Source organism: Nocardioides sp. (assembly GCF_044226765.1).
Taxonomy (GTDB): Bacteria; Actinomycetota; Actinomycetes; order Propionibacteriales; family Nocardioidaceae; genus Nocardioides.
In genome coordinates, this window is record NZ_JBGAGJ010000006.1 from 65559 (window position 1) to 79248 (window position 13690).

The 13690-nt window shown below is 73.4% G+C and carries 16 protein-coding genes; 3 read left to right on the forward strand and 13 right to left on the reverse strand.

Annotated elements, in window-relative coordinates; all coding sequences use genetic code 11:
- Window positions 1-125: 125 nt before the first annotated feature.
- From ACILRH_RS13960 to ACILRH_RS14005, 10 genes are all read right to left on the reverse strand, one after another.
- On the reverse strand, window positions 126-1394 hold the full coding sequence (locus ACILRH_RS13960; RefSeq protein ID WP_395694234.1) for an MFS transporter: 1269 nt from the start codon (window positions 1392-1394) through the stop codon (window positions 126-128).
- Between the two features lie 59 nt (window positions 1395-1453).
- Window positions 1454-1660, reverse strand: a complete 207-nt coding sequence (locus ACILRH_RS13965; protein WP_395694235.1) for a hypothetical protein — start codon at window positions 1658-1660, stop codon at window positions 1454-1456.
- A 78-nt stretch (window positions 1661-1738) separates the two neighbouring features.
- Window positions 1739-2626 (reverse strand): bifunctional DNA-formamidopyrimidine glycosylase/DNA-(apurinic or apyrimidinic site) lyase, encoded by an 888-nt coding sequence (gene mutM / locus ACILRH_RS13970; protein ID WP_395694237.1) that lies wholly within the window; start codon window positions 2624-2626, stop codon window positions 1739-1741.
- Window positions 2627-2635: 9 nt separating this feature from the next.
- Window positions 2636-3328 carry a ribonuclease III gene (gene rnc, locus ACILRH_RS13975; protein WP_395694239.1) on the reverse strand — a complete coding sequence of 231 codons (693 nt, stop codon included), beginning with the start codon at window positions 3326-3328 and terminating at the stop codon, window positions 2636-2638.
- A 58-nt stretch (window positions 3329-3386) separates the two neighbouring features.
- A complete protein-coding gene (rpmF, locus tag ACILRH_RS13980) occupies window positions 3387-3572 on the reverse strand; it encodes a 50S ribosomal protein L32 (RefSeq protein WP_395694241.1) in 186 nt (61 codons plus the stop codon).
- A 70-nt stretch (window positions 3573-3642) separates the two neighbouring features.
- Window positions 3643-4020 (reverse strand): YceD family protein, encoded by a 378-nt coding sequence (locus tag ACILRH_RS13985; RefSeq protein WP_395694242.1) that lies wholly within the window; start codon window positions 4018-4020, stop codon window positions 3643-3645.
- A 270-nt stretch (window positions 4021-4290) separates the two neighbouring features.
- Entirely contained in the window at window positions 4291-4770 is a 480-nt protein-coding gene (coaD, locus tag ACILRH_RS13990) for a pantetheine-phosphate adenylyltransferase (RefSeq protein ID WP_395694244.1), read from the reverse strand.
- Entirely contained in the window at window positions 4767-5339 is a 573-nt protein-coding gene (gene rsmD / locus ACILRH_RS13995; protein ID WP_395694246.1) for a 16S rRNA (guanine(966)-N(2))-methyltransferase RsmD, read from the reverse strand. The genes coaD and rsmD overlap by 4 nt, the downstream gene beginning before the upstream one ends.
- On the reverse strand, window positions 5336-7570 hold the full coding sequence (locus tag ACILRH_RS14000) for an ATP-dependent DNA helicase RecG (RefSeq protein ID WP_395694248.1): 2235 nt from the start codon (window positions 7568-7570) through the stop codon (window positions 5336-5338). The genes rsmD and ACILRH_RS14000 overlap by 4 nt, the downstream gene beginning before the upstream one ends.
- 27 nt (window positions 7571-7597) lie before the next feature.
- Window positions 7598-9250, reverse strand: coding sequence for a DAK2 domain-containing protein (locus tag ACILRH_RS14005; RefSeq protein WP_395694249.1), 1653 nt, complete (start codon window positions 9248-9250; stop codon window positions 7598-7600).
- Between the two features lie 170 nt (window positions 9251-9420).
- Between ACILRH_RS14005 and rpmB the strand changes: the two genes are divergently transcribed.
- Window positions 9421-9606 carry a 50S ribosomal protein L28 gene (gene rpmB, locus ACILRH_RS14010; RefSeq protein ID WP_011756723.1) on the forward strand — a complete coding sequence of 62 codons (186 nt, stop codon included), beginning with the start codon at window positions 9421-9423 and terminating at the stop codon, window positions 9604-9606.
- 354 nt (window positions 9607-9960) lie between these two features.
- On the opposite strand, the gene ACILRH_RS14015 is transcribed toward rpmB, so the two are convergent.
- The gene (locus ACILRH_RS14015; RefSeq protein WP_395694251.1) at window positions 9961-10911 is read right to left on the reverse strand and encodes a thiamine-phosphate kinase; all 951 of its coding nucleotides are present in this window, start codon (window positions 10909-10911) and stop codon (window positions 9961-9963) included.
- A 123-nt stretch (window positions 10912-11034) separates the two neighbouring features.
- Between ACILRH_RS14015 and ACILRH_RS14020 the strand changes: the two genes are divergently transcribed.
- Together ACILRH_RS14020 and ACILRH_RS14025 are read left to right on the forward strand one after the other, a co-directional pair.
- Complete coding sequence (locus tag ACILRH_RS14020) at window positions 11035-11271, forward strand: Lrp/AsnC ligand binding domain-containing protein (protein ID WP_028636164.1); 237 nt, start codon at window positions 11035-11037, stop codon at window positions 11269-11271.
- Window positions 11272-11817: a DUF3515 domain-containing protein gene (locus ACILRH_RS14025; protein WP_395694252.1), complete on the forward strand. Its 546-nt coding sequence runs from the start codon at window positions 11272-11274 to the stop codon at window positions 11815-11817.
- 7 nt (window positions 11818-11824) lie between these two features.
- Here the strand turns inward: ACILRH_RS14025 and ACILRH_RS14030 are convergent, their stop codons facing one another.
- Complete coding sequence (locus tag ACILRH_RS14030; RefSeq protein ID WP_395694254.1) at window positions 11825-12256, reverse strand: hypothetical protein; 432 nt, start codon at window positions 12254-12256, stop codon at window positions 11825-11827.
- Between the two features lie 307 nt (window positions 12257-12563).
- Window positions 12564-13688 (reverse strand): D-alanine--D-alanine ligase family protein, encoded by a 1125-nt coding sequence (locus tag ACILRH_RS14035; protein ID WP_395694256.1) that lies wholly within the window; start codon window positions 13686-13688, stop codon window positions 12564-12566.
- Window positions 13689-13690 lie beyond the last annotated feature (2 nt).

Genomic DNA, 13690 nt, shown 5'->3' on the forward strand with positions numbered 1-13690 from the left:
GCCGGGTCCGGGGCCCGCGAGTCGGCGCTACGGCCGCGCCGGGAGGGTGGGGTTGCCCAGGTGCTCCGGCCGGCAGTGGCGCCGACTCGGCCACTCTTCAGGCGGCAGTAGCGCCGAGTCGGCGGTCAGACGGGGGCCGGGGCGTCGGCCTCGTCGGCGTGGGCGATGTGTGCGAGCTGGCCCCAGATCAGGACGACGAAGACCGCGGAGCCGGCGAAGGCGAACCAGAAGGGCGCGGTCACGCCCCAGCGCTGCGCGAGGGCACCACCCAGGAGCGAGCCGATGACCAGGCCGCCGTACGTGCCGACCAGGTTGACGCTGCCCACCCGCCCCTGCAGCTCGGTCGGCACCGCTCGCTGCCGCACCGTCATCGACGTCGTGCCCCAGATGAACGCGTGGGCGCCGAAGACGAAGAAGATCACCAGGGCGACCCACGCCGTGCGGGTCACCGCGAGCGCGAGGTGGGTGAAGGTCTCGACGACCAGGCCGATCCGCATGATGTCGCCCAGGCTGACCCGGCGGGTGATCCACCCGTAGGACAGCGTGCCGAGCAGGCCGCCGAGCGCCCCGATCGTCGTCAGCAGGCCGAACCCGACCGGACCGAGCCCGAGCCGCTGCGTCGCGTAGAGGACCAGGACCGACCAGGCGGCACCGAAGGTGATGTTGAAGGTGAAGATCGTCAGCACCAGCGTCCGGACGGCGGCGTGGTGCAGGACCCAGCGGAACGCCTCGGTGACGTCACCGAAGAGGGCGTGACGCAGGTGGGTCTCGGGTGACCGCTCGCGCCGGTGTGGCGGGAGCACCACCCGCGAGACCAGGACGGCCCCCAGCGCGACCAGGGCGGCCTGGGCGGAGAACGGCACGGCGTGGCCGACCGCGAACAGGGCCGCCCCGATCGGCGGTCCCAGCAGCTGGTTGACGGTGATGAACCCCGTCATCAGCCGGGAGTTGGCGATCGCGAGGTCGTCGCGGTGCACCAGCATCGGCATCAGCGTCGACGTGGTGTTGTCGGCGAACACCTCGGCCGTGCCGAGCAGGAACATCGCGAGCAGCACCAGCGCGATCGTCGCGGTGCCGGTCGCGACGGTCGCGCCGAGCAGCACCAGCACCGCGGCCCGCAGCAGGTCGACGGTCACCACGATCCGCCGTCGGTCGAGCCGGTCGGACAGGGCGCCGGCGAGCAGCCCGAAGGCGAGCGGCGGCAGCCACTGCAGCAGGGCACCGAGCGCGACCACGAACGGGTCGTGAGTCATCGACGCGACCAGCAGCGGGCCGGCCGCCAGGGCGATCCCGTCGCCGAGGTTGGAGACCCACGAGGACGCGACGAGCCAGCGGAAGCCTCTGCCGAACCGTCGGGGCACGACGACCTCGACGAGGTGGGCGACGGTGCTCACAAGGTCGCGAGGCTAGTGCGCCGGACCGCGCCAGGCGACCCGGTTTTCGACGTCCGCCGTCAGGCGGGCTGCATCTCCTGCAGGGACGCGGTCTCGAGGTCGAGCAGGTCGGCGGCGCGGGCCGCCAGCTTGTCGTTCTCCTCCGAGAGGCGCAGGACCAGCGCCTCGAGCTCGCCCACGCGCGCACGCAGCCGAGCGTTGTCGGCTACGAGTCGGGCGGGGGTCCGCAGGTCGCTGTTCATGTATCCGATCAGCGCCTTGGCCATGGATGGGACCTTCCGGGTCGTGGGGGGTCTCCCGCGATGGCGGGCCGTCTTCAAGAGTCCCACTGGGACGCCTGCCGGTCAATCCGGCACGGGCAAAGCCTGGCGCGGCGACCGGCGGCGGCGCGGTACGGGCTGGCAGGTGGGACAGAAGTAGGACGAGCGGTTCATGAAGGCGACCCGGCGGATCGGGGTGCCGCACCGCTCGCAGGGCTCGCCCTCGCGGCCGTAGGCGTGCAAGGACCGGTCGAAGTAGCCGGACTCGCCGTTCACGTTGACGTAGAGGGCGTCGAACGACGTCCCGCCCTGGCCCAGGGCCGCGACCATGACCTCTCGCGCGTGGCCGAGCAGCTCGCGCACCTGGGACGCGCTGAGCCGGTCCCCCGGCCGGTCGCCATGGATCCGGGCCCGCCAGAGCGCCTCGTCGGCGTAGATGTTGCCCACCCCCGAGACCAGGTTCTGGTCGAGCAGCTGCCGCTTCACACCCGACGTGCGCCGGCGGACGGCGCGCACGAAGGCGTCGTCGTCGAACTCCGGGTCGAGCGGGTCGCGCGCGATGTGCGTGATCTCGGGCGGCAGGTCGGCCCCGCCTGCCGAGATCGAGACGCCGCCGAACATCCGCTGGTCGACGAACCGCATCTCCCGCCCCTCCGCGGCACCGGCCAGGGCGAACCGCACGCGCAGGTGCCGCTCGTCGGGCGCCGCGGGCGGCTGCACGAGGATCTGCCCGCTCATCCCGAGGTGGCCGAGCAGGGCGTCGCCGTTGTCGAGCGGCAGCCAGAGGTACTTCCCGCGTCGGCGGGCCGCCTCGATGCGGCGCCCCGCGAGGGCGGCCGCGAAGCCGGCCGGTCCGCGAGGGTCGCGACGCACCGGCCGCGGGTGGAGGACGTCGACGTGGGTGATCGTGGCGCCGACCACGTGCCGCTCCAGCCCGGAGCGGACGACCTCGACCTCCGGCAGCTCGGGCACCGGAGCGTCCTAGCCCTGGTGGGCGGTGTGGGCCGCGGCGTCGGCGGCCGGGTCCTCGACGCCGACGGAGGCGGCGATCTCGCCGTACGCCGTCTCGGCCGCGGCCTGCTCGGCCTCCTTCTTCGACCGGCCGACCCCGTTGCCGTAGAGGTCCTCGCCGACCCGGACCTGGGCGGTGAAGGTCTTCATGTGGTCGGGGCCCTCGTCCTCGATGACGTACTCGGGGACACCGAGCCCGTGCTCGGCCGTCAGCTCCTGGAGCGAGGTCTTCCAGTCCAGGCCCGCGCCGAGGGCGGAGGCTGCCTCGATCAGCGGGTCGAAGAGCCGGTGGACGACGGCGGCGGAGCTCTCGAAGCCGCCGCTGAGGTGGACCGCGCCGATGACGGCCTCGACGGTGTCGGAGAGGATCGACGCCTTCATCCGGCCGCCGGTCGACTCCTCGCCGCGGCCGAGCTTCACGTGATCGCCGACGCCGATGTCACGGCCCACCTCGGCCAGGGCGCGGGCGTTGACCACCGCAGCGCGCAGCTTGGCCAGCCGCCCCTCGGAGAGGTCCGGATGGGTGCGGTAGAGGGTCTCGGTGACGACCACGCCGAGCACGGAGTCGCCGAGGAACTCCAGACGCTCGTTGGTCGGCAGGCCGCCGTTCTCGTAGGCGTACGAGCGGTGGGTGAGGGCGCGCTCGAGCAGCTCGGGGTCCAAGACGGGGTCCCCGAGCGCGGTGCGCAGCGGCGCGTAGTCGGTCAGCGGACCGGACCGGTCAGAGGACCTGACGACGGTCGGCGCGCGCGCCGTACTGGCCGCACTCGCCGCACGCACGGTGCGGCAGGTGCTTGGCACCGCAGGCGGGGTTCGTGCAGGTCACCAGGGTGGGCGCGACGGCCTTCCAGGCCGAACGGCGGTGCCGGGTGTTGCTGCGCGACATCTTCCGCTTCGGGACAGCCACTGTGATCTCCTCGTCGAGGACCGGGTCTCCCCGGCCTGTTGGTCCTGCTGGTCAGTCTCGGTGCTGCTGGTCACTCTCGGTGCTGCTGGTCCTGCTGGAGGGCGGCCAGCCCTGCCCACCGCGGGTCGATCGGCGCCTCGTGCGCGTGGTCCGGGTCGTCCAGGAGCCGGGCCCCGCACTCGGGGCACAGTCCGGGACAGTCGTCCTCGCACACGGGCTGGAACGGCAGTGCGAGCACCACCGCGTCCCGCAGCAGGGACTCCAGGTCGAGCAGGTCGTCCTGGAGCATGCTGACCTCGTCGTCCTCCTCGGAGTCGTGGTCCCGGTCGTCGTACACGAACAGCTCCTGGAGGTCGACCTCGATCTCGTCGGTGATCGGCTCCAGGCACCGCACGCACTCGCCGGTGAGCTCGGCCGAGGCCGAACCGGTGACCAGTACCCCCTCCATGACCGCTTCCAGCCGCAGGTCGAGGTCGACCGGCGAGCCTTCCGGGACACGGAGGACTTCGATGCCCAGATCTGCGGGTGCCGGAACCGTCCGCGTCACCTGTCGCTGGGACCCCGGGCGGCGGCCGAGCTCGCGGGTGTCGAGCACGAGCGGCGCTCTCGGGTCCAGGCTGGTCAGGGTTCCACTTCCGGATTCAGGCACCATCAGATCAGCGAGAAGCGTACCCGGCGGGCCCGTGACCGGGCAAAACGCTCGACAGGGGCGCGCGGCTCAGGCCCGCCCGAGCCGCTCCTGCAGCCGCCGGTGCACCGCGGGCGGCACCAGGCCGGAGACGTCGCCGCCGAACGTGGCGACCTCCTTGACCAGCGTCGACGAGACGTAGCCGAGCGAGGCATCGGTCGGCACGAAGACGGTCTCCACGCCGGTCAGGTGGGCGTTCATCTGCGCCATCGGCAGCTCGTACTCGTAGTCGTTGCCCCCGCGCAGGCCCTTGACGATCGCCTGGGCGTCGATCTCGCGGCAGAAGTCCACGATCAGACCGGTGAAGCCGCGCACCGAGACGTTCGGCAGGTCCGCGCACGCCTCGCGGAGCATCTCGAGGCGCTCATCGGGGTCGAACAGCCGCGACTTCGACGCGTTCGTCCCCGTGGCCACGACCAGCTCCTCGAAGAGCGCCGACGCGCGCCGGATGATGTCGAGGTGCCCGTTGGTCACCGGGTCGAACGATCCGGGGCACACGGCGCGCGTCATGGCGTGGAAGATACCGCCTCGGCGTACCAGAGCGTGGTCTCGCCGTACCGCTTGCTCCGCACGCCGGCGATGCCGGTCGGCCAGGTGGGCTCGGGGCTGCGGGAGGACCGCTCGACCACCACCATCGCGCCGGGGACCAGCCAGTCGCGGGTCGCCAGGAGCCGCAGGTCCTCGGCGAGGCGGTCCTCGTCGAGGGGGTACGGCGGGTCGGAGAACACCACGTCGTACGGCGCCGCCGGCGGCCGGCCGAGCGTGGTCGCCACCGAGGCGGCCACGACGTCGGCCCCGGCGAAGCCCAGCGACCGGGCGTTGGTGGCGATCAGGGCGGCGGTGCGACGGTCGGACTCGACCAGCGTGACCGCACCGGCGCCGCGCGACCACGCCTCCAGCCCGACGGCGCCCGAGCCGGCGTACAGGTCGAGGAACCGCAGGTCCTGCAGGGAGCCGCACCAGGACTGCACCGCGGAGAAGAGCGCCTCGCGGACCCGGTCGCTGGTCGGCCGGGTGGCGTCGCCGCGGGGCGTGGCGATCCGCCGGCCGCCGGCCGAGCCGCCGATGATCCGCGTCACGACTTGTCCAGGAACTGCGACGCCACGGACTCCTCGAGCCGGGTGACCAGGGCGGCCAGCTCCGGCTCCTGCCGCAGGTCGGGATCGGCCTCGAGCAGCGCGACCGCCGCCTCGCGGGCCTCGACGATCGTCTTCTCGTCGCGCAGCACCCGCAGGTTCTGGAGGCTGGAGCGGTAGCCGGACTGGGACGCCCCGAGCACGTCGCCCTCGCGGCGCTGCTCGAGGTCGACGCGGCTGAGCTCGAAGCCGTCGGTGGTGGCCGAGACCGCCTCGAGCCGCTCGCGGCCCGGCGACCCCGGCTCGGCGCGCGAGACCAGGAGGCAGAGCCCCGGGTGGCCTCCCCGACCGACCCGGCCCCGGAGCTGGTGGAGCTGGGAGACGCCGAAGCGCTCGGCGTCGAGCAGCACCATGGCGGTGGCGTTGCCGACGTCGACACCGACCTCGATGACGGTGGTCGAGACCAGGACGTCGACCTCGCCGGCCGCGAAGGCGCGCATCACGCGGTCCTTGTCGTCGGGGGCCATCCGGCCGTGGAGCACCTCGACCCGGAGCCCGGCCAACGGTCCTTCGGCCAGCTGCGGTGCGACCTCCTCGACCGCGGACAGGCCGACCTCGGCCGTCGGGGCGGCGACGGCATCACCGTTCTCGTCGAGGTCCAGCTGATCGGTCTCGCCCTCCTCCGGCTCGTCACCGGAGATGCGGGGGCAGACGACGTATGCCTGGTGCCCACGGTCGACCTCCTCGCGCACCCGCTCCCAGACCCGCGAGATCCACCCGGGGTGCTCGGCGAGCGGGACGACGGTGGTCTGGATCGGCGCCCGGCCGGCCGGCAGCTCGGTGAGGGTGGACGTCTCCAGGTCGCCGAAGACGGTCATCGCCACGGTGCGCGGGATGGGGGTCGCGGTCATCACCAGCACGTGCGGCGGGGTGCCGGCCTTGTCGGTCAGCGCCGCGCGCTGCTCGACGCCGAATCGGTGCTGCTCGTCGACGACGACCAGCCCGAGGTCGGCGAAGAGGACCTTCTCCTCCAGCAGCGCGTGCGTGCCGACCACGATGCCGGCCTCACCGGTGGCGATGCGCGACATGGGCCCGGTGCGCTGGGCCTTGGTCATCGAGCCCGTGAGCAGCTCGACGGCGGTCGCCTCGGGTGCCCCGCCGAGCATGCCGCCCGCAGCGAGGTCGCCGAGCAGCCCGACGATCGACCGGTGGTGCTGCTGCGCCAGGACCTCGGTCGGGGCGAGCAGGGCCGCCTGGCCGCCGGAGTCGACGACGCGGAGCATCGCGCGGAGGGCGACCAGCGTCTTGCCCGACCCGACCTCGCCCTGGAGGAGCCGGTTCATCGGGTGCGGCTGGGCCAGGTCGTGCTCGAGCTGCGCCCCGATCTCGCGCTGGCCGGCGGTGAGCTCGAACGGCAGCCGCTCGTCGAAGGCGGCGAGGAGCCCACCACCCCCCGCGCGAGCCTGGGCGCCCTGCGCGCGGACGTCCCGGCGCCGCTTGGCCAGCACCAGCTGGGTGACCAGCGCCTCCTCGAACCGGAACCGCCGCTGGGCCCGGCTGATCTGGGAGGGGTCGCGCGGGGTGTGGACCCACTCCAGCGCGGTGCGCACGTCGGTCAGGTCGTAGCGCTCGCGGACCGCGTCGGGCACGGGGTCGGGGAACTCGTCGAGGACGGTCAGCGCGAACGCGACCGCGCGCTGGATGTCCCAGCTGTCGAGGTCCTTGGTCAGCGGGTAGATCGGGTAGTACTCGTGGATCGCGTCCAGCGAGAGCTGCGCGGCGTCCTCCCCCGCGTCGCCGAAGAGCACCATCTGCGGGTTGGTGAGCTGCCAGCGGCCCCGGAACGAGCTGACCTTGCCGACGAACACCCCCCGCCGGCCGCGGGCCAGACGGCGTGCGTTCCAGGTCGCCACCCGCTCGGTCTTGGCGAAGAACGTCATCGTCAACGGTGGGCCGTCGGCCTGCAGCACGGCCTCGAGCCGGTACGCCATCCGGCCGCTGCGCCGGTCGCGGTAGGTCTTGACCTCCGAGGACGTGATCCGGCCCGACAGGGTCAGCACCTGGCCCTCGCGGAGCTCGTCGACGCGCGTCAGCTCGCCGGTCTTGACGTAGCGGCGCGGGAAGTGGTGCAGGAGGTCGTCGACGGTGCGCAGGCCGAGCCGCTCCTCGACGGCCTTGCGCTTCTTGGCGCTGTCACCGAGGACCGCGACGACGGGCGAGTCGAGACCGATCACGCTGGCCTTCTCATCCGGGTCTCCTCCTCACTCGACGGACACCAGCAGCGGGTAGCGCTCCTGCCCCCCGTCGTACACCACGACGTCGACAACGGGGTGGTGCTGCTCGACGTACGCCGCGCAGCGGGTGGCCAGGGCGCCGTCCGGGTCGTCGGCCCCGGCCACGATCGTGACCAGCTCGCCGCCACCGGCCAGCAGCCGGTCGAGGATGTCGACGGCGACGGTGAACAGGTCGTGCCCGACCACGACGAAGTCGCCGGAGACGACACCGAGGGCATCGCCGGGCTCGCACGGGCCGGCCATCGTCATCGCCTGGCGCGCGGCGACCGTCACCGCACCCTGGCGGGCGTGCGAGGCGGTGGCGCTCATCTCCAGGACGTCCTGGTCGAAGGCGCGTCCGGGCTCGTGGACCGCGACCGCGGCGAGCCCGGTGACCTGGGCGTGGGTCGGGATCACCGCGACCCGCAGGGCGCCCTCGTGGTCGGCCTCGGCCGTCCGCGCGGCGATCTGGGCGACCCGCACGGTGTCGGAGTCGTTGGGCAGCACCACCACCTCCGCCGCGCCGCAGGCGACGATCGCTTCGAGCAGCTGCCCGGTGGAGGGTCGCCGTCCGGGTCCACCTGGTACGACGACGGCACCGGCCTCCGCGAAGAGCCCGGCGAGGCCCGGGCCGGCCGCCACCGCCACCACGCGCCGGCCGGTGCGGGCCGGCCCACGGTGACGGACCTCGGCGATCTGCTCGGCGAAGTGCGTGACCCGGACCCGGTGCGGCCGGCCGGCCGCGATGCCGGCCTCGATCGCCGCTCCGACGTCGTCGACGTGCACGTGCACGTTCCACAGGCCCTCGCCGCCCACGACGACCAGGGAGTCGCCCAGGTCGGCGAGACCGGCCCGGAGGCCGGGGATCGCGTCGTCCTCGGCGTCGAGCAGGTACATCACCTCGTAGGCCGGGCCGTCCGCGGTCAGGTCACCGGTCGGCAGCTGCGGGATCGGGATGCGGTGACCGGCCGGACCCGTCACCGGCGTCGGGCGCCGGCCGGTCAGGACTGTCTCGGCGGCGTCCAGGATGACGCTGACACCCCGCCCGCCGGCGTCGACCACGCCCGCGTGGCGCAGCACCTCGAGCTGCTCGGGGGTGCGGGCGAGCGCCTCCCGGGCGGCCGCCGCGGACGCCGTGAACACGTCGCGCGCTCGGACGCCGTCAGCGGCGGCGACGCTCTCGGCGGCCTCGGCCGCCGCCCGGGCCACGGTGAGCATGGTGCCCTCCACGGGCACCCCCACCGCGGCGTACGCGGCGTCCGAGGCCTGCCGCAGCGCGTCGGCCATGACGATCGCGTTGCGCTCCTCCGCGCCGGCCCGGGCGATGCGCCGCACGATCGCGCCGAGCATCTCGCTGAGGATCACCCCCGAGTTGCCCCGGGCACCCAGCAGGGCGCCCCGGGCGAACGCGGTCAACGCCGCCCCGAGGTCGGACCCGGGATCGCCGCCACTGGCCTCGCGCACCGCGTCCCGGGCCGCGGAGACCGTGAGGTACATGTTGGTGCCGGTGTCGCCGTCCGGCACGGGATAGACGTTGAGGGCGTCGATCTCCTCCCGGGCCTCGTCGAGCGCGTCCACGGCGACGTCGACGAAGCGCAGCACGACGCCGAGCGTGATGGGTCCGCTGCCGGGAGTTTCCATCGCCGTCCTCGCTCGTGGTGCACTGGAGAGGGAGTGCCACAGGGTAGGGCACCGCGGCGCGGGCACGATTTCCGCCCCGCCGGGTCGGTCGGATACGCTGGTGCGGTTGCCCAGCGCCCCGCGCCGGGCCCTCACACGTCAAGCATCTTCGATTTCTTCAGGAGTTCACGGTGGCTGCCGTCTGCGACATCTGCGCCAAGAAGCCCGGCTTCGGCAACAACCGGCCGTGGTCGCGCAAGATCACGAAGCGTCGCTTCGACCCCAACATCCAGCGCGTCCGGGCCACCGTCAACGGCACCCCGAAGCGTCTCAACGTCTGCACCGGCTGCCTCAAGGCCGGCAAGGTCACGCGCTGACCTGAGCACCTCGCAGGGGCCCCGACCGATCGGTCGGGGCCTTTCGCATGCGTCCGGCACCTGCCGGTCGGGCAGCGAGCGCCCTCTCCTCGGTGGTCGAGTAGCGAGCGCCCTCTCCTCGGTGGTCGAGTAGCGAGCGCCCTCTCCTCGGTGGTCGAGTAGCGAGCGCCCTCTCCTCGGTGGTCGAGTAGCGAGCGCCAGCGAGCGTATCGAGACCCCTCTGCCGGCGCTCGGTGCCGGTGTTCGGCTCACCGCGGTCTCGGTACGCGCCGTCGCGACCTCGTTCCTCGGTCGCGGGCGCTACTCGGCCTGGCACCGGGATCCCAGCCTTCGCGAGCTCAGGCTGGGCGGTGCTCAGAAGTGGGTCCAGCCGGTCGGGCCGTCGTACGCCGCACCGTCGACCGTGACGCCCTCGCCGGCGACCACCTCGCCGATGACCGCCCAGCCCGGCGGCACGTCCTCGACGTGCTCGAACGTCGCGAGCAGCGCGTGGTCGTCGCCCCCGCCGAGCACGAACTGGAGCGGGTCGGCGTTGAGCGCGGCGCCGACCGCGTGGAGAGGTTCGGGCACCTCGAACGCCGCCGCGTGCACGTCGATCGCGACGCCCGACCGCGCCGCGAGGTGGCCGGCGTCGGCGAGCAGACCGTCGGAGACGTCGATCATCGCCGTCGCGCCGGCCTCGGCCGCGACGGGGCCGGCGGCGTACGGCGGCTCCGGCCGGCGGTAGGCCTCGACCAGGACCCGCGGCGACCGGAAGCCCCGGCCCAGCACGGCCAGCCCCCCGGCGGACCATCCCTGACGGCCGGTGATGGCCAGCACGTCCCCGGGCCGGGCACCCGAGCGCAGCACCGGTGACTGCGTGCACGCCCCGATGACCGTCACCGCGATGACCACCTGGTCCGCGCGGGTGAGGTCGCCGCCGACGACCGACGCCCCGACCAGCGAGCACTCGTCGGCGAACCCACGGGCGAAGTCGAGCGCCCACCGGGCAGGCAGGTCCGCGGGGGCGGCGAGGCCGATGGTGAGCGAGCCGGCCCGGCCGCCCATCGCGTTGACGTCGGACAGGTTCTGGGCGGCGGCCCGGTGCCCGACGTCCTCCGCGCTCGCCCAGTCGCGGCGGAAATGGCGACCCTCGACGACCAGGTCGGTGGAGACCACCACGTGGCCGGTCCGCACGCGCAGCACCGCGGCGTCGTCGCCCGGCCCGACCAGCACCTGCTCCCCCTGCGGGAACAGGCCGACGAGCTCGTCGATGAGTCCGAACTCGCCGACGTCGGCGAGGGTGGCGTCTGCGGGGATCGGCATGCGCCCATCCCACCAGATCCCGCACCCCGCACCCGGGACGACCGTCCCTACCGGCGTGCTGTGACCGCACGGTAGGTTGACCCGGTCAGAGCCAGCAGACCCGAACCCCACAGGGAGAGCCCGATGGTCGTCCAGGCGTACATCCTGATCCAGACCGATGTCGGCAAGGCCGCGGAGGTCGCCGCCGCCATCGCCCAGGTCAAGGGCGTGACGCTCGCCGAGGACGTCACCGGCCCGTACGACGTGATCGTGCGCGCCGAGGCCCGCAACGTCGACGAGCTCGGCAAGCTGGTGGTCTCCAAGGTCCAGAACCTCGACGGCATCACCCGCACGCTGACCTGCCCGGTCGTGCACATCTAGGTGCCGTCCGCCGCACGTCGCCGACGCCCCGAGTCCGCCCGGACGCGGGGCGTCGTCGCGTCCGTGCTGGTCGTGGGGCCGGTCGTAGTAGCCCTGGTCATCGCGCTGGCGGGCTGCTCGTCGAGCAGCCCGGAGATCGTCGCCCCGAACCCGTCCCCGGCCGACGCCGCCGCGTGCCGCGACCTGGTCGCCGCGCTCCCCGACACGCTGGCCGGCCAGGACCGCGTCGACGTCACCGGCGACACGGCGTACGGCGCCGCCTGGGGCGACCCCTCGATCGTGCTGACCTGCGGGGTCGGCGAGCCCGACGGCTTCACCGACACCTCGACCTGCGTCCAGATGGACCGCACCGGCTGGTACGTCCCCGACGACGTGCTCCTCTCCGACGACGAGACCCTCGACGTGACGACCACCGAGATGAACTACCGCCCCCGGGTCGAGCTGGTCGTGCCCGGGGAGCTGCGTCCCGACGGGTTCACCAACTCGATCGGTGCCGTCGGCAAGCTGGTCGAGCAGCACCTGCAGCGGGTCGGCCGCTGTCACTGAGGGCGGATCAGCGGACCAGCCGGGTCATCGGCCGGCTGACCAGGACCTCGAAGATCCCCGAGGAGGTGGAGGTGTGGGCCACCGACGCGACCACCGCGGCGCGCACCTCCTCGCTCCCCCGGTCGGTGCGTGCCGCCGAGGTCGCATCGGTCCAGAAGGTCGCCGCGGTCGTGGCCGGGACGTCCGGCTCCACGAGGAGGAGCACGCCCACGCATCCCGGCATCGGGGCCACCGAGTCCGACGAGTGGCGCCGCAGCCGATCGACCAGGTGCGGTTCCGCGGCGTCACCGCCCTCGAGCCTCGCCAGCCGCACGCAGAGGCTCTGGACGTCCGTCGAGCGGTCCACCCGCAGCGCGAGGGCGTTGAGCCAGCTGAAGGCGATGTCGACGTCCCAGGGACCCCCGAGCTCGACCCCCGCGAGCGCCGTCGTCGCCGCCACCAGACGTCCGACCTCGGGCGCGGATCGCGCCCGCGACTCCTCCCCGTCCCAGAGACACCCCGTGCAGCACCTTGCGGCCCCGGTCGAGCAGGACGACGACGCCCAGGTAGCCCGGAACCACCTCGAGGCGCGGCACGAACTCGTCACAGATCGCGCCGGTCAGCGCGCGGTCGTCGAGGTCCCCACCGCTCATCCGCCAGCCACGGGCGACGGGTCGCCCTTCCGGGTCGGTCACGACGACCATCCTCCATCTCCCCCGAGTCCTCCCGCCAGCATCACGAGGTCCGGGGGGCCGGCCTCCTCCGCGTCAGCGCAGGCCGGTCTCGCGGCGCAGCGCGAGCTGGAGCAGCCGGTCCACCAGGGCCGGGTAGTCCACCCCGGAGGCCGCCCACATGCGGGGGTACATCGAGGTGGGGGTGAAGCCGGGCATGGTGTTGATCTCGTTGACGACCACGCGACCGTCCGGGAGCAGGAAGAAGTCGACCCGGGCCAGACCCTCGCACCCGACGGCCTCGAAGGCCTGTGCCGACATCTCCCGGACACGCGCGGTGACGTCGTCGGGCAGGACCGCCGGCACGTCGAGCTCGGTGTGCTCCTCGGGCAGGTACTTCGCGGCGAAGTCGTAGAACTCGTGCTCCCCCGAGATCCGGATCTCGGCCGGCAGGCTGGTCTCCGGGGTGCCGTCGAGGGCTTCGAGCACGCCGCACTCGACCTCGCGGGCGTCCGCTGCGTAGGTCTCGAGCAGCACCTTGGGGTCGTAGCGCAGCGCCTCCTCGACGGCCTCGTCGAGCTCGCCGGCGTCGTGCACCTTGGAGATGCCGATGCTCGACCCGCCGCGGGCGGGCTTGGCGAAGAGCGGGTAGCCCAGGGTGGCAGCGCGGTCGCGGCAGCCGGCCGGGTCGGCCGCCCACTGGCGCGCCGTGACGGTCGTCGAGGGCAGCACGGGCAGCCCGGCAGCGGCCAGCACCACCTTCATGTACGCCTTGTCCATGCTCACGGCGGACGCGAGCACGCCGGCGCCGACGTACCGCACCCCGGCCATCTCGAACATGCCCTGGATGGTGCCGTCCTCGCCCCACGGTCCGTGCAGCAGCGGGAAGACCACGTCCACCTCGCCCAGGGTCCGCGGCGGCTGCGCCGGCTCGGTCACCACGAGGCCCGTCGACGCCGCCTCGGGCGCGAGGGCGATCGTCGCGCGGTCACCGTCCACCTCGGGCAACCGGTCCGGTCCCTCGATGCGCAGCCGCTCCGGGTCACCCGACTCGAGCACCCAGCGACCGTCGGTCGCGATGCCGATCGGGACCACGTCGTAGGCGTCCCGGTCGATCGCGGCCAGCACGCTGCCCGCCGTGACGCAGGAGATGGCGTGCTCGCTGGAGCGCCCGCCGAAGACGACGGCGACGCGTGGCTTGCGGCGGGAGGGCTCGGTCATCG

What these genes read in the sequence shown, in the direction of transcription:
- ACILRH_RS14005 (WP_395694249.1), bottom strand. Translation starts at nt 9,250, where the DNA reads ATGGAAACTCCCGGCAGCGGACCCATCACGCTCGGCGTCGTGCTGCGC.
- ACILRH_RS13985 (WP_395694242.1), bottom strand. Translation starts at nt 4,020, where the DNA reads ATGGAGGGGGTACTGGTCACCGGTTCGGCCTCGGCCGAGCTCACCGGC.
- coaD (WP_395694244.1), bottom strand. Translation starts at nt 4,770, where the DNA reads ATGACGCGCGCCGTGTGCCCCGGATCGTTCGACCCGGTGACCAACGGG.
- ACILRH_RS14035 (WP_395694256.1), bottom strand. Translation starts at nt 13,688, where the DNA reads ATGACCGAGCCCTCCCGCCGCAAGCCACGCGTCGCCGTCGTCTTCGGC.
- ACILRH_RS14020 (WP_028636164.1), top strand. Translation starts at nt 11,035, where the DNA reads ATGGTCGTCCAGGCGTACATCCTGATCCAGACCGATGTCGGCAAGGCC.
- ACILRH_RS13965 (WP_395694235.1), bottom strand. Translation starts at nt 1,660, where the DNA reads ATGGCCAAGGCGCTGATCGGATACATGAACAGCGACCTGCGGACCCCC.
- ACILRH_RS14015 (WP_395694251.1), bottom strand. Translation starts at nt 10,911, where the DNA reads ATGCCGATCCCCGCAGACGCCACCCTCGCCGACGTCGGCGAGTTCGGA.